Annotated in this window: 24 protein-coding genes and 1 tRNA gene; 9 read left to right on the forward strand and 16 right to left on the reverse strand. The window is 58.7% G+C overall.

Translation table 11 applies throughout. The features are described from left to right. The 5 genes from BR24_RS14995 to porB all read left to right on the forward strand — a co-directional run bounded on the left by BR24_RS14995 (nt 1) and on the right by porB (nt 3,820). Complete coding sequence (locus tag BR24_RS14995; RefSeq protein ID WP_496542288.1) at nt 1-414, forward strand: acyl-CoA thioesterase; 414 nt, start codon at nt 1-3, stop codon at nt 412-414. A gap of 86 nt (nt 415-500) precedes the next feature. Beyond that, nucleotides 501-1,289, forward strand: coding sequence for an amidohydrolase family protein (locus tag BR24_RS15000; protein ID WP_496542289.1), 789 nt, complete (start codon nt 501-503; stop codon nt 1,287-1,289). 114 nt (nt 1,290-1,403) lie between these two features. Further along, nucleotides 1,404-1,694, forward strand: coding sequence for a 4Fe-4S dicluster-binding protein (locus BR24_RS15005; RefSeq protein ID WP_018125382.1), 291 nt, complete (start codon nt 1,404-1,406; stop codon nt 1,692-1,694). A 1-nt stretch (nt 1,695) separates the two neighbouring features. Then, nucleotides 1,696-2,868, forward strand: a complete 1,173-nt coding sequence (porA, locus tag BR24_RS15010; protein WP_496542290.1) for a pyruvate ferredoxin oxidoreductase — start codon at nt 1,696-1,698, stop codon at nt 2,866-2,868. Further along, nucleotides 2,861-3,820: a pyruvate synthase subunit PorB gene (gene porB, locus BR24_RS15015; protein ID WP_496542291.1), complete on the forward strand. Its 960-nt coding sequence runs from the start codon at nt 2,861-2,863 to the stop codon at nt 3,818-3,820. The genes porA and porB overlap by 8 nt, the downstream gene beginning before the upstream one ends. 57 nt (nt 3,821-3,877) lie before the next feature. Here the strand turns inward: porB and dgt are convergent, their stop codons facing one another. Then, complete coding sequence (gene dgt, locus BR24_RS15020) at nt 3,878-5,167, reverse strand: dGTP triphosphohydrolase (protein WP_496542292.1); 1,290 nt, start codon at nt 5,165-5,167, stop codon at nt 3,878-3,880. Nucleotides 5,168-5,280: 113 nt separating this feature from the next. On the opposite strand from dgt, the gene BR24_RS15025 reads away from it, so the two are divergent. After that, nucleotides 5,281-6,126, forward strand: a complete 846-nt coding sequence (locus BR24_RS15025) for a sugar phosphate nucleotidyltransferase (RefSeq protein WP_496542293.1) — start codon at nt 5,281-5,283, stop codon at nt 6,124-6,126. Nucleotides 6,127-6,168: 42 nt separating this feature from the next. Here BR24_RS15025 and BR24_RS15030 read toward each other — a convergent pair whose 3' ends face one another. The 15 genes from BR24_RS15030 to pyrG form a co-directional block, all read right to left on the reverse strand. Continuing rightward, nucleotides 6,169-6,327 (reverse strand): hypothetical protein, encoded by a 159-nt coding sequence (locus BR24_RS15030; RefSeq protein ID WP_496542294.1) that lies wholly within the window; start codon nt 6,325-6,327, stop codon nt 6,169-6,171. 186 nt (nt 6,328-6,513) lie between these two features. Then, nucleotides 6,514-7,437, reverse strand: coding sequence for a manganese-dependent inorganic pyrophosphatase (locus tag BR24_RS15035; RefSeq protein ID WP_496542295.1), 924 nt, complete (start codon nt 7,435-7,437; stop codon nt 6,514-6,516). Nucleotides 7,438-7,531: 94 nt separating this feature from the next. Continuing rightward, nucleotides 7,532-8,218 (reverse strand): PTS sugar transporter subunit IIC, encoded by a 687-nt coding sequence (locus tag BR24_RS15040; RefSeq protein WP_496542371.1) that lies wholly within the window; start codon nt 8,216-8,218, stop codon nt 7,532-7,534. Between the two features lie 4 nt (nt 8,219-8,222). Further along, nucleotides 8,223-8,681, reverse strand: coding sequence for a PTS sugar transporter subunit IIB (locus tag BR24_RS15045; protein ID WP_496542296.1), 459 nt, complete (start codon nt 8,679-8,681; stop codon nt 8,223-8,225). After that, on the reverse strand, nt 8,682-9,128 hold the full coding sequence (locus tag BR24_RS15050; RefSeq protein WP_496542297.1) for a PTS sugar transporter subunit IIA: 447 nt from the start codon (nt 9,126-9,128) through the stop codon (nt 8,682-8,684). It lies immediately after the preceding gene. A gap of 6 nt (nt 9,129-9,134) precedes the next feature. After that, complete coding sequence (rapZ, locus tag BR24_RS15055) at nt 9,135-10,019, reverse strand: RNase adapter RapZ (protein WP_496542298.1); 885 nt, start codon at nt 10,017-10,019, stop codon at nt 9,135-9,137. Between the two features lie 6 nt (nt 10,020-10,025). After that, entirely contained in the window at nt 10,026-10,475 is a 450-nt protein-coding gene (locus BR24_RS15060) for a PTS sugar transporter subunit IIA (RefSeq protein WP_496542299.1), read from the reverse strand. A 3-nt stretch (nt 10,476-10,478) separates the two neighbouring features. After that, nucleotides 10,479-11,021: a ribosome hibernation-promoting factor, HPF/YfiA family gene (hpf, locus tag BR24_RS15065; RefSeq protein WP_496542300.1), complete on the reverse strand. Its 543-nt coding sequence runs from the start codon at nt 11,019-11,021 to the stop codon at nt 10,479-10,481. Nucleotides 11,022-11,060: 39 nt separating this feature from the next. After that, a complete protein-coding gene (gene rpoN / locus BR24_RS15070; RefSeq protein WP_496542301.1) occupies nt 11,061-12,488 on the reverse strand; it encodes an RNA polymerase factor sigma-54 in 1,428 nt (475 codons plus the stop codon). A 242-nt stretch (nt 12,489-12,730) separates the two neighbouring features. Further along, nucleotides 12,731-13,456, reverse strand: coding sequence for an LPS export ABC transporter ATP-binding protein (gene lptB, locus BR24_RS15075; RefSeq protein ID WP_496542302.1), 726 nt, complete (start codon nt 13,454-13,456; stop codon nt 12,731-12,733). Next, on the reverse strand, nt 13,457-14,296 hold the full coding sequence (locus BR24_RS15080) for an LptA/OstA family protein (RefSeq protein WP_496542303.1): 840 nt from the start codon (nt 14,294-14,296) through the stop codon (nt 13,457-13,459). Nucleotide 14,297: 1 nt separating this feature from the next. Then, a complete protein-coding gene (gene lptC / locus BR24_RS15085; RefSeq protein WP_496542304.1) occupies nt 14,298-14,915 on the reverse strand; it encodes an LPS export ABC transporter periplasmic protein LptC in 618 nt (205 codons plus the stop codon). Nucleotide 14,916: 1 nt separating this feature from the next. Beyond that, on the reverse strand, nt 14,917-15,441 hold the full coding sequence (locus BR24_RS15090) for a KdsC family phosphatase (protein ID WP_496542305.1): 525 nt from the start codon (nt 15,439-15,441) through the stop codon (nt 14,917-14,919). Continuing rightward, entirely contained in the window at nt 15,438-16,244 is an 807-nt protein-coding gene (gene kdsA, locus BR24_RS15095) for a 3-deoxy-8-phosphooctulonate synthase (RefSeq protein ID WP_496542306.1), read from the reverse strand. The genes BR24_RS15090 and kdsA overlap by 4 nt, the downstream gene beginning before the upstream one ends. Before the next feature lie 7 nt (nt 16,245-16,251). Then, complete coding sequence (gene pyrG, locus BR24_RS15100) at nt 16,252-17,889, reverse strand: CTP synthase (protein WP_496542307.1); 1,638 nt, start codon at nt 17,887-17,889, stop codon at nt 16,252-16,254. 168 nt (nt 17,890-18,057) lie between these two features. On the opposite strand from pyrG, the gene BR24_RS15105 reads away from it, so the two are divergent. The 3 genes from BR24_RS15105 to BR24_RS15115 all read left to right on the forward strand — a co-directional run bounded on the left by BR24_RS15105 (nt 18,058) and on the right by BR24_RS15115 (nt 19,531). Beyond that, entirely contained in the window at nt 18,058-18,867 is an 810-nt protein-coding gene (locus BR24_RS15105) for a phosphoribosylformylglycinamidine synthase subunit PurQ (protein WP_496542372.1), read from the forward strand. Between the two features lie 31 nt (nt 18,868-18,898). Next, entirely contained in the window at nt 18,899-19,357 is a 459-nt protein-coding gene (locus BR24_RS15110) for a nucleoside deaminase (RefSeq protein WP_496542308.1), read from the forward strand. Nucleotides 19,358-19,437: 80 nt separating this feature from the next. Next, nucleotides 19,438-19,531, forward strand: a tRNA-Ser gene (locus tag BR24_RS15115). The last annotated feature ends 30 nt before the right edge of the window (nt 19,532-19,561 follow it).

The raw sequence follows: 19,561 nt of genomic DNA on the forward strand, positions 1-19,561 counted from the left end.
ATGTCCCGGGAGTTCCCCCAGCCGGAGTTCCGATACCGCCACTTCGTCTCATACGGTGAAACCGACGCCATGGGCGTCCTTTACAACGCCGAATATCTCCACCTTTTCGAACGCGCCCGCAGCTTCGCCATGCGTGAGCTGGGAATGAGCTACGCAGAGGTGGAAAAACGCGGCGTCATCCTGCCCGTGCGCGAAGCCTGCTGCCGATACCGCAAGCCCGTGAGCTACGATCAGGAAGTCATCGTACGCATGGGCGTGGAGGAATGGAAAAAAGCCTCCATGCGCTTCGCTTACGAAATCCGCGACGCGGACATGTCCACCGTTTACGCCACGGGCATGACCGAACACGCATGCGTATCCCCGGACGGACGCATCGTGCGCTGCCCCGACTGGCTGCGCGACCTGTTCCGATAGCCGCCCCCCGCCACCGCTTTCTATGAAGTGGCTTGCCTCACGGCAGGCACATCGTTTTCGCACGAGCACCAAACCGGAATATCATCATGAAACTCGACGTCCACACCCACGCATTCCATCCGAAAATCGCCAATAAAGTCCTCCAACAGCTGCACGGGCATTACGGCATTGCGCCCGTCGGTACCGGAACCCCCTGCGACCTGTTGGACCGGGCCGACAAGGCCGGGCTTGACGGGGTTGTGATCCACACCGCCGCGACCGATCCCTCGCAGGTCGTTCCCGCAAACAACTGGGCGCTCGAGCTCATGGCCGGCGACCCGCGCATCATTGCCTTCGGCACAATGCACCCGGGCTACGACCGCATCGAGGAGGAGCTGCAGCGCCTGGAGCGCAAAGGTGTCAAGGGGCTGAAATTCCACCCCGACTTTCAGGGATTCCGCATGAATGATCCAGAGTTTTACGAGCTCATGGAAATCGTGAACGGCCGCTTCACGCTCATGTTCCATGTGGGCGATGTGCTGCCTCCGGACGAGAACCCCTCCTGCCCCAGAAAGCTCGCAGCCATCCGCGAAGCGTTTCCGCAGCCGACCATCATCGCCGCGCACATGGGCGGATACCGACACTGGGATCATGTGCTGGAGCATCTCTGCGGAAAAGACGTCTACTTCGACACCTCCAGCACCCTTGAATTTGTGGACGACAAGCTCCTCGGCGACCTTGCAAGACATCACGGACTGGACCACCTGCTTTTCGGCAGCGACTACCCCTTGTATGATCCCGGCGGAGAGCTGCACACCCTTGAGCATCGGCTCGGACTGAACGAAAGCCAGATGGAAGGGATTCTTACCCACGCGTCAGTCCTGCTGAACCTGTAACCGTTCACGGTTCCCTCCTGCCGTTTGCCGAATTGCTTTTGTGAAAGCGCAGGGAGTTTGCTAAAAAGAAGCCTCGAAGGATTGCATTACAGTCAACCAAGGAGGAGGCTTGGCATGAGCAAACAGTCCATCTGCGCGTGGCAGCGGCTGGAACCGGGAGCGGCCATCCGCGACCCCGGCAACGCCGCGGCGCTCAAGACAGGCGACTGGCGGACCCTCGTCCCCGTGCTGAACGAGGACGAGTGCATCAAGTGCACCATGTGTGCGGTATTCTGTCCCGAGTTCTGCATTTCGGAACACGAGGACGGTTTTTTCCGTCCGGACCTGAACTACTGCAAGGGCTGCGGCATCTGCGCCAACGAATGCCCCAAGACCGCCATCACGATGGTCATGGAGGAGAAGTAGCATGGCACGCAGAATCGGAACCGAAGTATCGCTTGCAGTGGCGGATGCGGTCAAGATGGCCGCACCGGACGTCATCTCCGCCTATCCCATCACCCCCCAGACACACATTGTTGAAGAGCTGTCCGAGTTCGTGGCGAACGGAGAGCTTGACGCCGAGTACATCCCCGTGGAGTCCGAGCACTCCGCCATGAGCGCGGCCGTGGGAGCCGCGGCCGCCGGAGCGCGGGTCTACACGGCTACGTCCGCACAGGGACTGGCGCTGATGCACGAGATTCTGTTCATCGCCTCCAGCATGCGGCTGCCCATGGTCATGACCGTGGCCAACCGCGCCCTGTCAGGCCCAATCTCCATCTGGAACGACCACTCGGACATCATGGCCGAGCGCGATATCGGCTGGGTCCAGCTCTTTGCGGAAAACGGACAGGAAGCCCTCGAGCTTACTTGGGCGGCCTTCCGCATCGGCGAGGACAAACGGGTGATGCTGCCAGTAATCCTCAACATGGACGGCTTCATCATGTCCCACATGATCGAACCCATCACCATTCCCGACAAGGAAGTGGTGGACGCCTTCCTGCCGCCTTACGAACCGCAGATCAAGCTGGACACCGCCGACCCGGTCACCTTCGGCCCCGTGGGTGTTCCCGAGGTGTACCTCGAAGCCAAGAAACAGTGTGAACAGGCGCTTCTCGACTCCAAGTCCGTGGTCAGGGAGGTTGTCGACGATCTCAACCATACGTTCGGCAGACAGTACGGGCTGGTGGAGACCAACGGCGCCGAGAATGCGGAAACCGTCATCGTGACCATGGGCTCGCTCGGCGAATCCGTCATGACCGCAGTGGACCGCATGAACGCCGAAGGCAAGGCCGTAGGACAGGCCCGCATCCGCCTCTGGAGACCGTTCCCGGTCGAAGAGTTCATGGACGCCGTCAAGGGGGCCGGAAAACTGCTCGTCATCGACCGCGCCATGAGCCCCGGCTCTGTCAACGGTCCTGTAGCGCAGGAATTGAAAAGCGTCTTCTACGGTCGCCTCGACGCCCCGGAAATCGTCAACGTCATTGCCGGAATCGGCGGGCGCGACGTGCCCGTGGACGACTTCGTGAAGATGGTCGAGCTTGCCGAAAATGGCGAACTCGACGAAACCTACACGCTCTGGGGGTTGGACAGCGATGCTTAAGGATATCGACCTGAGCGGTGTCGGCAAGACGAAGCTCAAGGAAATTCATAAGATGGAGTCCATGGTCTCCTCGGGACACCGCGCCTGTCAGGGCTGCGGCGAGGTGCTCGCCATGGGCATGGTTACTCGCGTCGCGGGGCCGGATACGATAGTATGCAACGCCACCGGATGCATGGAAATCATCAGCTCCCCGTATCCGCAGACCGCATGGAAGGTGCCGTGGATTCACGTGGCCTTCGAGAACACGGGCGCGGTGGCCTCCGGCGTGGAAGCGGCGATCAAGACGCTGCATCGCAAGGGAAAGCTCTCCTCAAAGCCGAATATCATCTGCTTCGGGGGCGACGGAGCCACGGCCGACATCGGCTTCGGCTCCCTGTCCGGGGCCATGGAACGCGGGCACAACATGCTCTATGTCTGTCTCGACAACGAGGCCTACATGAACACTGGCATCCAGCGCTCCAGCTCCACACCCTACGGCGCATCCACCACCACGTCGCCATGCGGCTCGGAAAGCATCGGCCAGCATACGCAGAAAAAGAACATGCCGCGCATCATCGCAGAGCACGGCGTGCCCTACGTCGCCACGGCCAGCCCGAGCCATCCCACGGACCTCATGGACAAGGTCGCCAAGGCTCTCGCCGTGGACGGCCCGGCCTATCTGCACATCTACTCTCCCTGCCCCACCGGCTGGGGAAGCAAGGGTGAAAAGTCCATCGAGATTGCCAAGCTCGCGGTGGAGACCAACCTGTTCCCGCTTTATGAGGTGACAGGAGGGCGCTTCGCTTTCACCAAGAAGATAAAGAAAGTCAAACCGATCGGCGACTACCTGAAACTCCAGCGCCGGTTCCGCCATCTCACCGAGAAGGAAATCGGCTTCATCCAGCAGACGGTGGAAAGCGACTACGAGGAGCTTGAACGCTTCTGTCAGGCCACCGCCAAATGTGAGGAATAGCAAAATCCCCCGCATCGACCCGATGCGGGGGATTCTTCATTGCAACATGCTCTTGAATCAGACCAGGTCGGTGATGGAGCCGAACTGGGGATCGAACAGACGTCGATAGGTCCGTACCACGAACCCGTCGGTCATGCCCGAAATGTAATCGCAAATGATGCGGTATTTCCAGTCCTTATCCTGCAAGGAAGCTATTGCCCGACCATAATGCGCTGGCAGAAGCTGGTAACGAGGTGCTTTGAGAAGCACGTACTCCTTCTCGAACACCTCGAAAAGTTCTTTGAGAATACGTCGCCCCTTGTATTCGGTCTGATGAATCTGGGGCGTCCGGAACACGAGGGCCATGGACAGCTTCTTCATCAGCCTGCACAGAGCGCGCATGGCCGGATCGACCTTTATGTCGTACGCATACCGGTTGGTGCGGTCCGAGAGAAAGTTCTGCCTTTCCACGACAGTGGTCCCATGGATGAACTTGCCTATCATCCCGTTGAGATACCCGTTGTGCCGATCCTTCATGACAGCTTCGCACAGTCGGTCCAGATGCGCGTCATCTTCGCCAGTGTAGTCTTCGCTCTTGAAGTCCTGCCAGTTGCGAATAGTCTTAACGGTGACGAATCCGGCCTGTATGCCGTCGGAAACATCGTGGATGCTGTAGGCAATGTCGTCGGCCCAGTCCATGATGCGACATTCGATGCTCTTGAAGGAATTGAGGCTCTCCTCGTCGCCTTCAAGTGCATCCCGGAAGGATGGCTGACCGGAAACGAAATCCAGCGTGGGCTGCTGGAAGTCGTATATGAAATGGTGCTTCTTCTTCCCAGAGTCCCTGTGGAGAATCTTGTACTTCAGCATCCCGTCCAGAAAGGCGCGTGTGGGGTTCATGCCTTTCCACTCCGCCCCGCTACGGTAGAACAGGTCGTTGAGAATGCGCAGGTTCTGGGCGTTGCCCTCAAAGCCCCCGGCGCGCCGATCATACATAAGCTCGTTCAACGCGGCCTCGCCCGCATGGCCGAACGAAGGATGCCCGATGTCGTGCGCCAGACAGACCGCCTCCACAAGATTCTGGTCCACGATGAAATCGTCGCCGAGAGGGCCGTCGTGCAACCGGTTCAGGTGATTGCAGATGGACCGCCCGATCTGCGAGACCTCTATGGAATGGGTCAGGCGGGTGCGATAGAAATCGAATTCCCCGGACAGAAAGACCTGAGTCTTGTTCTGCAGTCGTCGAAAGGCCGGAGAATATATGATCCTGTCGCGATCCTGTTCAAACGGGGTGCGCCCCTTCTCCTTACGGTTCTGACCGTGGTTCTGGCACTCGGTGTCGAAAGCGTTGTAAAAGCTGCTGAGCACTGTTGATCTCCAGAGGGTTTCCGGCAATCTAGCCCAGCATCCGCAAAAAGAAAACCTGTCGGTGACAAGCGGGCTCACGCAGGATATGGTCCGGAAAACAAAGAGGATACTCCATGAACCAGATACAGCACATGGTCATTCCCGCAGCCGGGCTCGGACGCAGGATGGCGGGCGCGATTCCGGGCATCCCCGGTCATTTCCCCAAGGAGATGCTCCCCATTGGCGGTCGGGCGGCCATTCAGCATGCTGTGGTCGAAGGCTTTCAGGCAGGAATCCGAGATTTCACGATCATCACCCGGCGCGGCAAGGAAATCATCCGTACCCTGTTTGACAAAGGGCAATACCCCGGTGGCATGAAGGATGAGCATCAAAGCGAGTTGGATGCCGTACTTGAGAAAAGCAGCTTCCATTTTATCGAACAGGAACAGCTCGACGGCGAGTGCGGAGCCATCTTTCTTGCCCGTAATGTCGTCCAAGACAATCCTTTCGCCGTGGTTTATCCCGACAACGTGTGCAGACCCTCAGGCGTGATGGCAAAGATGCTCGACGAATTCACCAAGGCACCCGCCGACCTTGTCGCGCTCATGCAGGTCAACGACGAGAACAAGCACTGTATAAGCAACTCAGGCCGCGTGGACCTCGAGGACTTCTCTGAAGGAAACCGCATTCGTCTGAGATCGATTCATCCCAAAAGGGAAGGACACTTCGAACCTCGGCATGAAGGAGAAATGCGAACCTGCGGCATCTACCTCGCGCTGCCCCACTACTTCGAGTTCATAGAAAGAGGGCTTGCCGAGATCGGACGGCAGGAACTCAGTGACGGCATGGTCCGGCGCGCGATGCTTGAAGCCGACATCCCGATTTACGGCCTACCCGTTGCTGAGGAAGTTCACGATACCGGCAACCCGGAAGGCTTCTGGCGCTGCGCTCAGGAATTCGCGCGGGACACCCAAGACTAGAAAATCCCCCTGCCGAAGATCGTCAGGGGGATTTCTATCGACCTACTTTTTGGTCATTTCCTGCCCACAGCAGGAAAGCGGCACCGTACAGGATTCCTCACCGCCCGGGCTGCACGAACAAGACTTTTCAACCTTGAGTTCAAGTCCGCACTTTTCGCAGTAGTAGATGTCGCCGGGCTTCATTTCATGACAATTGGCCATTGGTCGTTCCTCCAATTTACGGTTCGAAAAGGATTTCGCACATCCTCTTATATACCGTTCAGGAGCAAGCGTGTAAACGCGGAACCGGCAATTAATAATCGCGCTTGTGAAATTCAGGCACAAAAAAGGCCCGGTGCGCCGATCGCACCGGGCCTGACTTTGCGCTACAACAAGCTCTTGCGGTGATTAACCTTCAAAAGCCTTGATGAAGTTGGGGGCGACCTGCTTCTTGCGGGACATCACGCCTTCCAGCCAGACGGAGTTGCCGTCGACCTTGACGCCGTCGAAAGCCTTCTCGACAACGGAAGCGTCGTCGGAAGCGATCAGCATTTCGGAGCCTTCCTTCATGATGTCGGTAAGCAGCAGGAAGACGGAGTGACGACCGTCGGTCTTCACTTTTTCGATCTCGGCCTGCAGGGCTTCCTTGTGAGCGTCCAGCATGGACAGGTCAACGACTTCCAGCTGGCCGATGCCGACCTTGTTGCCGGACATGTCGAAGTCCTTGTAGTCACGGAAAACCAGTTCGTCGGCGGAAGCGCCGTCAACGGCGGACTTGACCTTGAACATTTCCATGCCCAGAGCCATCACGTCGGCGACACCGGCGATCTTGGCCAGTTCTTCGACGGCCTTCTTGTCGGCGTCGGTGCAGGTGACGGACTTGAACATGACGGTGTCGGACAGGATGGCACAGAGCAGGATGCCGGCGACGTTCTTGGGCATTTCGATGCCGTAGAAGTCGTACATGGCCTTGATGACGGTGCCGGTGCAGCCGACAGGCCAGACCCACATTTCGAGCGGGTTCGGGGTGGTGACGTCGCCGAGCTTGTGGTGGTCCACAACGCCCAGGAGTTCACCTTTTTCAAGGTTGTCCATGGACTGGGACAGGTCGGTGTGGTCGACCAGCACGATCTTCTGATCGGTGGCGTCGGTCATCACTTCGGGGGCGGAAAAACCGAACTTTTCCAGAACAAAAGCGGTTTCGGGAGCGATTTCGCCCTGAGCGATGGGCTTGGCTTCCATGCCGCGCTTGGTCCAGAGATCAGCAACCGCAATGGCGGAAGCAATGGTGTCGGTATCCGGATTCTTGTGTCCAACAACTACGATAGCCATATCAAGTCCTCCTAAAATGGATTGGTTTGCAGCAAACGGCTACACCCTAAAATCAAGAATGTTCCATTTATCACAAAGTCCACCGGCTGCCAAGTCAGAAAGCATGGCGGAATGAGAAAAAGAGCACAAGCGCCGCACAGGCAAAAAGTACAGCATATGCGCGCCTTACACGTAATGCCATGACCCCTCCGAGGGTCGCGGCAATAAGCAGATGCGCCCATTGGACCTTCAGCGAAGAGAGCAGACCGCCAATGCGCGGCAGGATCATCTCGAAAACCCAAGTATATCCAATGAGTATGACATAGAACAGAACAAATGCCGTTATAAAATGCGTCATGGCCGAGCGAAGAATCAGTTGGCCCGGCAGGCCGTGATGAACAGGTTTGCGCGACCAATTGAGCAGCTTGTTGTAACTTTTCTTTTCTCGCATTCGCTGGACACCCTCAAGCTGTGCACCCAACCACGCAAGCGGCATGGAGGCAAACAGAACCACCATGATTCTTGACGGGTCCACCATTTCGAACCAGCTGACGATGGCGAGAGAGGCAAAGGCGGCGGCGGTGAGATGCGGAGGGATGTATGCCCCCACGGGAAGCAGGTCCAGCCAGAACAGTTCAAAAAATATGGCAATGGCCATGCATGTTTCGAAATGTCCGGTAACGAGAGCCCAGAAAAGCCCGATGACAAGCGGCCGCTCAAGCAGCCCGATGCTTACGGTGCTTCTGAAAAGCGCGAAGAGCGCAAAAAAAAAGCGACGACGGCAAACCAGATGTACGGCGATGCGATCATGCGGGGAACCTCACCTGTACCGGATCATTGGGCACGCACCGAAAGTCGAGCACGACGCCCTTTTTGTAAAGGTAGCGCAGACAGCCCTCTTCTTCCGAAGAAAGTGAAACGCTTGGAGAAAACTGCTTTTTACCGGGGCTGTAATGCACGTTTCCAATGTTCAGATCATCGTACGACCAGCCGAGATCATAGGCGCGCCGCGCATCGGCGCAGTTGGAGACAAGCACAAGGACATCCTCCTTGTCCAACTCGGAAAGCTGCGCTTCGAGGTCATCGAGTTGCACGAAGAGACATTCCACGCCACCGGGGATGGCGAGGGACATGATCTGCTGCTGCATGATGTCGGCGGAAAGTTCGTCGTTGGCCACCACGATCACCGTTGCCCCGGTATACGGCAGCCACGACTCTATGACCTGACCGTGGATGAGGCGGCTGTCGATGCGAATAAGCGCCATCTAGTGCTTCCCCTTCTTGGAGCCCGGCTTGGCATTGAGCAGCGCACCGGCCACCTTGATGCCCTGCCGCCCGGCCTCGGCCGCATCAGAGGCGATCTCCGCAAGCGGCTTCTGGCGCGATTGGAGCGCCTTGACGAGCATAGGCAGGTTGACGCCGGTGACAACCTCGACCTTTTCCGACTTGAGCAGGGACAGGCTCAGCGTTGTCGGGGAACCGCCGAAAAGGTCTGTCAGAATGATGGTGCCGCGCTTGTCGGAGGTGCGCTGGATGGCTTCCCGAATAGCCTCGACGGTCTTGTCCACGCCACGGTCGACGTCGACGCCCACGGACTCGGCCCGCTCCTGAGGACCGAGCACGGTCTCGGCCGCCTTGATGAGTTCCTCTCCAAAAGCTCCGTGCGTCACCACAAGGACGCCCGCGCCGATTTCCTGTTCGCTCTCAGCCATGAGTGCCTACCCAAGTTCCATGTGTCGATGTTCCAGAGTCACGGAGTATCCGTTATCCTTCAGATTGGCGAAAAGATTCTCGGCCACGGCCACGGAGCGGTGCCTGCCGCCGGTGCAACCGATGGCGATGGTTATCCTGTAGCGCCCCTCGTCAGCGTAAAGAGGGAGGATGTAGTCGATGAAATTCCTGAACCTGCCGATGAATTCGCTCCCGGGCTCTCTGCCGAGCACGAACTCGGCCACGTCGGCATCCTTTCCGGAGCCGGCCTTGAGGTCCGCGTCGAAATAGGGATTGGGCAGAAAGCGCATGTCGAACACGAGGTCCGCCTCAATCGGCATTCCGTACTTGAAGCCGAAGGACAGCACGTGGACGCGCATCCCCCTGCCCGGCTCCTGCACCGTGGTCCATTTTTCCTGAATAACCCGGCGCAAGTCGTGCACCGAGTACTGGGTGGAGTCGATGGCAAGGGCCGCCTGCTTGCGGATCGGGTCCAACAGATCACGTTCCTTCTCAAGAGCCTGCTCCAGTCCGAGGCTGGCACTCTCCAGCGGATGCGGACGACGAGTCATGGCATAGCGCGTCACGAGCGTTTCGAGACGAGCCTCCACGAAAAAGATTTCGACGCGGGCGCCCATGCTGTCCATGGACTCCAGCGCCTCGTTCCACTCTTCGAGAAAGTCGTCCTGACGCAGGTCCAGTCCGAGCACCAGCCCGCGCTGCCGGGGGTCATCCTTCTGCCGAAAGAGCTCCGCGAGCTTGGGTGCCATGCTCACCGGCAGCCCGTCCACGCAGAAAAAGCCGAGGTCTTCAAAGACCCGGATGGCGGTACTCTTCCCCGCCCCTGAAAGGCCGGTTACAATGATGACCGTGAAGGCGTTGCGTGGTGTCATGGCGGGTTATGCGCTCTTGAGCAGTTTCCAGAGTTCATCCTGTCCCTCCGCCTCCATGAAGGCCTTGCGGAAGGAGTCGTCCTTCAAAAGCCGCGAGATGTGCGCCAGAATGCGCAGATGCATCCCCGCGACCTGTTCAGGAGCGAGCACCAGAAAGAATATATGACACGGCTTGAAGTCGAGCGACTCGAAGTCGAGCCCTTCCCGGCTTCGGCCTGCCACAACGGCGATCTGTTCCAGAGAGTCCAGCTTTCCGTGTGGAATGGCGACGCCGTCGCCGATGCCTGTGGTGCCGAGCTCCTCGCGCTCCTTGAGAACGCGCAGGACATTGTCGGCATCCATGTCCGGGAAGCGTTCCTGCAAGGGAACGACAAGCTCTCCGAGGGCCCCGGCCTTGTCGGCCGAGGCCATGTCGGAGAGAATCAGGTCCTTTTCAAGGTAGTCACCAAGTTTCATTGATCAGAATCCGGGATCGATGAGGCCGAAGTCTCCGTTGTCGCGCTTGTAGATGACGTTGACGCCCTCGGTTTCGCTATTCCTGAAGACGAGGAACTCATGATCCATGGTGTCAAGCTGCATGGCAGCCTCGTCCACGGACATGGGCTTGGGCACGTAGCTGTCCGTTCCCACAATGGTGGGCTCGGAAAGACGGTCTTCGCCATAGTTCAGGTAGTTCATGCGAACCTCCCGTTCCTGACGGACCTTTCTGGTCTTGCCCTTCATCTTCTCGCGCTGCTTGCGAAGCTGCGCCTCAAGCTTGTCCAGCACCAGATCAATGGTGGCGTACATGTCCTCGGAGGACTCGATCGCCGTCAGGTGCATGGTGTCCGCATCCAGGATGACGTCCGCCTTGTGACGGAGCTTCTCCACCATGAGGTTCACCTGAAGATCCGCATTGTCGGTGTCCTTGAAGAACTTGCCGAGCTTGGCGAAGCGCTTGTTGGCATAATCCCGCAGATGCTGAGAAGGATCGAAGTTCTTGAAGGTGAAGCTGATATTCATGGAATACCCTCCTGGTTATGGGTAGTGAACAAGCCTTGACTAAAAATAGCTCTTGCGCTTGGACGATGATGCAATCCCCATGGCGGACCGGTACTTTGCCACGGTCCTGCGGGCGATGTTCACGTCCAGCCGCTCCTTGAGTATCTCGCCGATCTTTTCGTCGCTGAGCGGTTTTTTCGGCTCCTCCTCGCTTATGAGTTTCTTTATGAGCGCCTTGACGCTTTCCGACCCGACCTGCGAACCGTCGCCGAGGTCGAGAGCACTGTTGAAAAAGAATTTGAGCTCGAAAATGCCGTGCGGTGTGGACACGTACTTGCTCGTCGTGATGCGGCTGACCGTGGACTCGTGCATGTTTATGTCTTCGGCGACCTCCTTGAGGATCAGGGGCTTGAGCTTGGTCACGCCCTCCACGAAGAATTCGCGCTGAAACTTCACGATGCTCTCCATGACCTTGTAGAGCGTGCGCTGGCGCTGGTACAGGCTCTTCATCAGCCATGCCGCGGAGCTCATCTTGTCGCGGAAATAGTCCTTGTCCAGATCCGCCCTTCCCTGCACGGTGTCGGCGAGGAACTGGTTCATCTGCAAACGCGGCAGACCGTCCTCGTTGAGCACGATCACGAAATCGTCCCCGTAGCTGTAAACATACACGTCGGGGCTGACGTAGTGCGGCTCGGTACTCGAAAAATTGGCGCCAGGCATGGGGTCGAGCTTCTGAAGCTCTTCAAGATACCCCTTGAGCTCTTCCAGAGAAATCTTGAACTTTCGGGCAAGCGGCTTGAAGCGGTTCTTTTCGATGTCCTCAAGGTGTTCGGTGACTATCGACACAAGAATGGGATCGTCGATGCCGAGCATCTCCATCTGCACAAGCAGACATTCACGCGGAGTACGGGCCGCAACGCCGACAGGGTCGAGACGCTGGATGCGCCTGACCACGGACTCGACGAGATCCTCGTCGACACCGGGAATCATCTCGCAGAGCTCTTCCATGCTGGCCTGAAGATAACCGTTGGAGTCAAGGTTGCCTATGATTACATCGGTAATGGCGACCTCCTGCTCCGAGAAGTCGGAGAGACGGATCTGCCAGCCGAGGTGCCCTTCAAGGGAAGGCTTAGACGCGAGACGGGCCTCAAAAGTCAGGCCCTCTTCCGGGGACTCGTATTCGCGGACCTGCGACTGCTTGGAAGAGCTGGAGAACTCGCCCATGTAGTTGTCCCAGTCCGCGTCACGCATGACGGATTCATCGGTCCCCTCGCCCGCTTCCTTGAGGGAGTCCGACTCCTTTTCCGGAGCCTCCTGAACGGCCTCGTTTTCGGATTCCTCCAGAAAAGGATTTTCAAGAAGCTCCTGCTGAACCGTTTCAACCAGCTCGAGACGCGACATCTGCAGCAGCTTGATTGCCTGCTGCAACTGCGGCGTCATGACCAGCTGCTGCGTCAGCTTGAGTTGTTGCCTGAGTTCAAGCCCCATACGGTTTCTCTATTCATGCGGGCGTCCCACCCGGTTCTCGACATAAAATTGGTCATTTGCTCGGGGTACACAACCCGAATCACTTGTGTTGAAGTATGCCACATGCTTTCCACTACCGCAAGAAAGACCGGATAACCAACTGCAAATGTTGATTTTACACACACAACACAATGAGCATGAAAAAACTGTACCAACCTTCCGGGCGACTGTAAACGACCAAAGGGTGGAACTCTCGAAAAAAACTAGAGAGAGAAGTCTTCGCCCAGATAGATCTGCCGGGCCCGGGAGCTCTGCACGATGTCGGCAGGCGTGCCGTCGAGGATGATGGTGCCCTCGTACACAAGGTAGGCTCTGTCGCAGATATTCAAAGTTTCCCGGACATTGTGGTCAGAGATGAGAATCCCGATGCCCATACTCTTGAGCACGGAGATGATTTCCTGAATATCAATGACAGCGATGGGGTCGATGCCGGCGAACGGCTCGTCGAGAAGAATGAAATCCGGACTCATGATAAGCGCCCGGGCTATTTCCAGCCTGCGCCTTTCCCCGCCGGAGAGGTACATGGAAGCCTGATCCGCGAGCTTGGTTATGGAGAACATCTCCATAAGCTCATCGGCGCGGTCGCGCTGCTGGCGCGGCGTCATATCCGTCTGCTCAAGGATTATCTGCAGATTCTCGCGAACCGTCAGTTTGCGGAAGATGGAGCTTTCCTGCGGCAGATAACTCACGCCGAGCCGCGCCCGTTCGTGCAACGGAAGGTCTGTGATATTCCTGCCGTTGAGATAGACGTCTCCCGAATACGGCTTGACGATCCCGGCGAGCATGTAGAACGTCGTGGTCTTGCCCGCGCCGTTGGGCCCGAGCAGTCCGACGACTTCCTCGCGGCCGAGCGACAGGCGAATGCTGTGAACGACTTCCTTGCGACCGTAACGTTTGCTGAGATCGGAGGCGGAGAGGCCCTTTTCCATCTACTGAATCTCCAGACCGCTGTTGGTGAAGAACTCGGCTTCGACGCGCTTGCCTTCGCCGCCGACCACCTCACTGCGGTTTTCCCGAACATAAAAACGAATCTTGTCGCCGGTGATGCTGTTGGGGCCGTCGCGCAGGACCGGGTCCTGCTCCATGACCAGAATCCGCGGCTCGACCAGATAGGTCAGCTTGCCGCAGTCACCGGAAGTGTTCCCCTTCTCCGCGTGGACATTCCCGGTGGCAATGATGCGATCAATACCTTTCACATCGAACCGCTTGTCACCCGTGACAAAAAAGGCGGAGACCTTGTCGGCGGTAAGCGTGAGCCCTTCATGCTTGGCAACGACGTTTCCCTCGAAGGCCACGACCTTGCCCTGCTCGTCGTAGGTCATGCGGTCCGCGTTGACCTTGACGGGGACGCCGGTGGGTGCCTGCCGCGGCTTGGGCGGAACGTCCTGAATGTCGGAAACGACCTGCCCGACGCCTTCGGCCGGCTCCACTCCCTCAGGCGCCTCGGCCTTGTTTTCAGCAGACTCGCGCGGGTCGGGAATTTTTTCGAGATACTTGGCGTTGGCATAGCCGATAGCCGCAGACTCGGGGAATTCAGAGGCACCGGGTTCAAAGACGGCCACCCAGCCATCCTGCGGGTATCCCACACGGACGCGATCGCCTTTCATGAGGGTGCGAACATGCTCGGCACCGGGACTTCTGGCCTCGCGAACGTTCAGATTCACGGAAGTCTCACGCAGTTCACCGCGCTGCTGGGAGAAGGCATCGGTCGCAGGGAGAGCCACAAACAGCGCCGCCACCATGAAATACAAGACTCGATTGAAAATCATTTTACTGCTCCGCTTGTTCGTCAGCCCTGTCAGAGCCGACCGCGCTGGTACTCACGACCGCTTCGACGCCACCAGCGGCCACCATCCGCCGTGAGAGGAGATCTATTTCGACGGCGGGGGCCTTCACCTTCAGGTCTGGCCGGGTCACGGAAACACCGCCCTTGATGACGACCTTATCGATGGCCCCGACATAGTCGAAGTTCTTGGCCTGCACGGTAAACATGCCGAAACGGCCGTCCACGTTGTCGTAGAGCGTGAGATTGTCGTTCTGTTGGTCCACTTCTCCGCTGTCGGCACGCACGTATACTTCCTGCCTGTCATCGCCGAAATAGGCGGTGAGCTGCGGACGCTCGACGACAACGAGCCCCTTGTCCTGATCGTAGGCGGCCTTGCGTGCCTGCAACCTCCAGTCGAGGGCACCTCCGCTACCCTGCTCAAGCAGAATGTCCTCCGCGCTGATTTCCGCGCTGGAAACCAGCGGGCTGTCCTCCATGGTCCGCTTGTCGGTGGACGCAGGTTTTTCGGGCTCGGAATGGGAGACATACTCCTTAACGATGAACCCGAAGACGATCCCGCTGAAAAAGATCGCTCCCCAAAGCAGGAACGGCCGAAGCTTCATGTCACCCCACCCACTTGTTCCACTGTTCTTCGAGCAGACCCCGGTGCTTGAGAATGAAGGTTATGGCCTCGCGAACGGCCCCGTCGCCGCCGCGTTTCGTGGATATCCAGTCAGCCATGCTCAGGATTTCCGGTTGGGCGTTGGGAACGGCAAGCGCGAACCCGGCCACCCCCATCACCCCGGCGTCCACCCAGTCGTCGCCCATGAAGGCGGCGTTCTGCGTGCTGACCCCGACGTTTTCGCAGATCTCTTCGAAAAGCGGCACCTTGTGATGATTACCCGGATAGTAATGCCGGATGCCCAGCTCCTTGATGCGGCGCTCCACCGGCGGCTGGTTCAGCCCGGTGATGACGGCGACCTCAAGCCCGGCGGCCTGCGCTATCTTGATGCCCAGACCATCCTGCACGTTGAACCGCTTCATGCGCATGCCGGACTCGTCGTAGTACAGACCGCCGTCGGTCAGCACGCCGTCGCAGTCAAGCACGAGCAGTTCCGTCTTGGCGGCAAGCTCCTGTGCGCGACTCATGCAACGGCCTCCCGGACGGCGAGCAGCTGCCTGACGAGCGGCTCCACGCTATCAATATGCAAACTGTTGGGGCCATCGCAGAACGCGTTATCCGGATCGGGATGCACTTCCATGAATACTCCGTCCACGCCGGCGGCAACGGCGGCGCGGGACAGAACCGGGACATATTCGCGATTGCCGCCCGAACTGGCGCCCTGACCGCCCGGTTTCTGCACCGAGTGGGTGGCGTCGAACACCACGGGAACGCCGAAGGCGTGCATCTCCGGCACGGAGCGAAAATCCACCACAAGGTTGTTGTACCCGTGCATGGCGCCCCTCTCGGTGAGCCATATCTTCTCGTTGCCCGTGGAACGCAGCTTGCCGACCACGTTGTCCATGTCCCAGGGGGCGAGGAACTGCCCTTTTTTGACGTTGACGATCCGATCCGTCTCCCCGGCTGCCACGAGAAGGTCCGTCTGGCGGCACAGGAAGGCGGGCACCTGAATGACGTCCGCCACTTCGGCGACCACGGCAGCCTGCTCGGGCATGTGGACATCTGTCACCACAGGCAGTCCGGTGGTTTCCTTGACCTCGGCCAGTATCTCCAGCCCGCGCGTCATGCCCGGTCCTCGGAAGCTCGTCACCGAGGTCCGGTTGGCCTTGTCGAAGGAGCTCTTGAAGATCAGGTTCAGGTCGAGGCGCTTCGCCATGTCCGCCAGATGACGGGCCACATCGAGCGCCAGCTCCCGGCTCTCAAGCGCGCACGGTCCGGCCATGAAAAACAGGCCGGACCGGCAGGATTCGTATAGCTTGGCGGATTCCATCAGGCTCCTAGTCGTCCGACTTGTTTTCCTTCGCGGCCTTGATGAAGTCGCGGAACAGGGGATGCGGACGCATGGGATTGGACTTGAACTCGGGATGGAACTGGCAGCCGAGGAACCACGGGTGATCCGGGATTTCGACGATCTCGACCAGTTCGCCGTCCGGCGAGGTGCCGGAGAGGACGAGCCCGCTCTCCTTGAGGACGTCGGAGAACTTGTTGTTGAATTCGTAGCGATGGCGGTGGCGCTCGTCGATGTTGGCGACGCCGTAAGCCTTGTGTGCGTTGGTGTCCTTGTGCAGCTTGCAGGGATAGGCGCCCAGACGCATGGTGCCGCCCTTCTCGGAGCTCTCGTCGCGCACTTCGGTCTTTTTTGTGCGGAAGTCGTACCACTCGGTCATCAGGTAGATGACGTTGTTCTGCACGGTCTGATCGAACTCTTCGGAGTTGGCGCTCTCAAGCCCGGCCACGTTGCGGGCGAACTCGATGACGGCGCACTGCATGCCGAGGCAGATGCCGAAGAACGGGACCTTGTTCTCGCGGGCATACTTGATGGAGAGAATCTTCCCTTCCACGCCGCGGGAGCCGAAGCCGCCGGGGACGAGGATGCCGTCAAGGTGCTTGAGCTTGCGCTCGTAATTCTTGGGCGTGATCTTCTCGGAGTTGACGTACTCCAGCTCCACCTTCACCTCGTTGGCCACGCCGCCGTGCACAAGGGCTTCATGCAGGGACTTGTATGCCTCGGTGAGATCGACGTATTTGCCGACGATGCCGATCCGGACGGTTCCGCTCGGATTCTGCAGCTTGTCCACCAGCTCCTCCCACGGCTCCAGCACGGCGTTCTTGGCCGGGAGCTTGAGGAGAATGGCGATCTTCTGGTCCACCCCTTCCTCATAGAAGGAAAGCGGCACTTCGTAGATATTCTTCACATCCACGGCGCTGAACACCGCGTCGCGGTCCACGTCGCAGAAAAGGGCGATCTTGCGCTTGATGTCTTCGTCAAGATTCACCTCGGAGCGACAGAGGATGATATCCGGCTGGATGCCGATGCTGCGCAGTTCCTTGACGGAGTGCTGGGTCGGCTTGGTCTTGAGTTCGCCCGCCGCGCTCATGTAAGGCACGAGCGTCAGGTGGATGTAGAGGACGTTTTCCTTGCCCAGCTCGTTCTTCAGCTGGCGGATGGCCTCCAGAAAGGGCAGACCTTCGATGTCGCCGACGGTGCCGCCAATCTCGATGAGGGCCACATCCTCGTCGCGGGGCATGCTCAGGATGGATTCCTTGATCTGGTTGGTGACGTGGGGGATGACCTGCACCGTGCCGCCGAGGTAGTCGCCGCGGCGCTCCTTCTGAATAACGGTATTGTAGATGGACCCGGAGGTATAGTTGTTGCGCTGGCTCATGGGCACGTCGAGGTAACGCTCGTAATGCCCGAGGTCGAGGTCGGTCTCCGCGCCGTCGTCGGTCACGTACACTTCACCGTGCTGGAACGGGTTCATCGTCCCGGGGTCGACGTTGATATACGGGTCGAGCTTCTGGATGGTGGCCTTGAGCCCGCGAGCCTGCAGCAATGCGCCGATGGAAGCGGCAGCCAGGCCTTTGCCCAGAGAAGAGAGAACGCCGCCCGTTGTGAAGATGAACTTGGTTTTCATGATTTCGGTTTGCCCCTTGGTTGAACCTATTGACTTAATAAAATGATACCGGGCTCCTGCCCGGATTGTTGACTGCTGCCGCGCCCGCACGTATGTACGTCGGCAAGCAACGCGGCCACGAGTATTTTGCAGGGCCGCACGGATATGTCAATACGGGAGGATGAATCCATGGCCCGCGTCAACGCACTGGTCATTACCGGATACGGCACCAATTGTGAACAGGAATGCGCCCATTCCGTCAAAAAGGCGGGGGCGGACGACGCCACGATAGTGCACTTTTCCGATATTTCACGCGGTCTGGTCCGCATGGAAGACTTCAATTACCTGATTTTTCCCGGCGGATTCCTCGACGGGGACGATCTGGGCGCGGCCCAGGCGGCGGCTCACCGCTGGCGCTGGTCCGAAGATGAAAACGGCAAGCCGGTTCTGGACCAGCTCAAGGCGTTCTTCGACGCCGGAGGTGTCATCCTCGGCATCTGCAACGGCTTCCAGCTCATGGTCAAGCTGGGACTGCTCCCCGCAGTGGGCGGTAGGTATTTCGAACGCCAGGTCTCGCTTTCCTACAACGACTCCAACAAGTACGAAGATCGGTGGGTCACGCTCAAGGCGAATCCGGATTCGCACTGCGTCTTCACCAAGGACATGGACACCCTCTACGTCCCGGTACGTCATGGCGAAGGCAAGATAATCCCCAGAGACGAGAAGCTCCTCGACGAGTTGAACGAATCGCAGCAGATCGCCCTGCAATACATTCATCCCGAGACGGGCGAAGTGAGCATGGAGTATCCTTACAATCCCAACGGCTCTCCGCTTGGCATCGCCGGGCTAACGGACCCCAGCGGCCGCATTCTCGGCCTGATGCCGCACCCGGAAGCCTTCAACCATCCCACGAACCACCCGCACTGGACGCGCGGTGACGTGGGCACTCTGGGCACCGCCCTGCTCGAAGGCGGCGTGCGGTATCTGAAGGAGAAGTAGGTTGCGTCCGGCGCCCGTTCCTCCCGAGGGCATGAACTGGCGAGCCCTCATGGACGTCGCCCTGCACGAAGCACACGCCGCGGCCGATGCGGAGGAAGCTCCCATCGGCGCGGCGCTTTTCGATTCCAGCGGCGAGTTGATCGCATCGGCACATAACGGTCCCATCGCGCTCAACGACCCCACAGCTCATGCCGAAGTGCTCTGTCTGCGCCGCGCCGCATCAGGGCTGAATAACTACAGGCTCCCCGGGACCATCCTTGCTGTGACGCTCGAACCCTGCCTCATGTGCGTGGGCGCCATCCTCCACGCCCGGGTTTCCGGTGTCGTCTTCGGCGCAACGGACCCCAAGCGCGGCGCTCTGGTTTCCAACCTTGAAGGACACTCCCTGAGCTTCTCCAATCATCGCCTCTGGCAGATAGGCGGCATAATGGAAGAAGAGTGCGCCTCGGTCCTGCAACGTTTTTTCCGAAGCCGTCGCAAAAGCCGTTAAAATTCATACTTGCATCCGACGCCGACAGCGTTTATAAACGGCATCCCATTCGGCACTAGCCATATTGCCGCACCAAATGCGGAGAGGTAGCGAAGTCCGGCCGTAACGCGCTCGACTCGAAATCGAGTTACGGGTATCCCCCGTACGTGGGTTCGAATCCCACCCTCTCCGCCATTTGCTTTTTAAGCCCTCGGAATCACTGAA

It is taken from the genome of Pseudodesulfovibrio halophilus DSM 5663, from assembly GCF_059568665.1.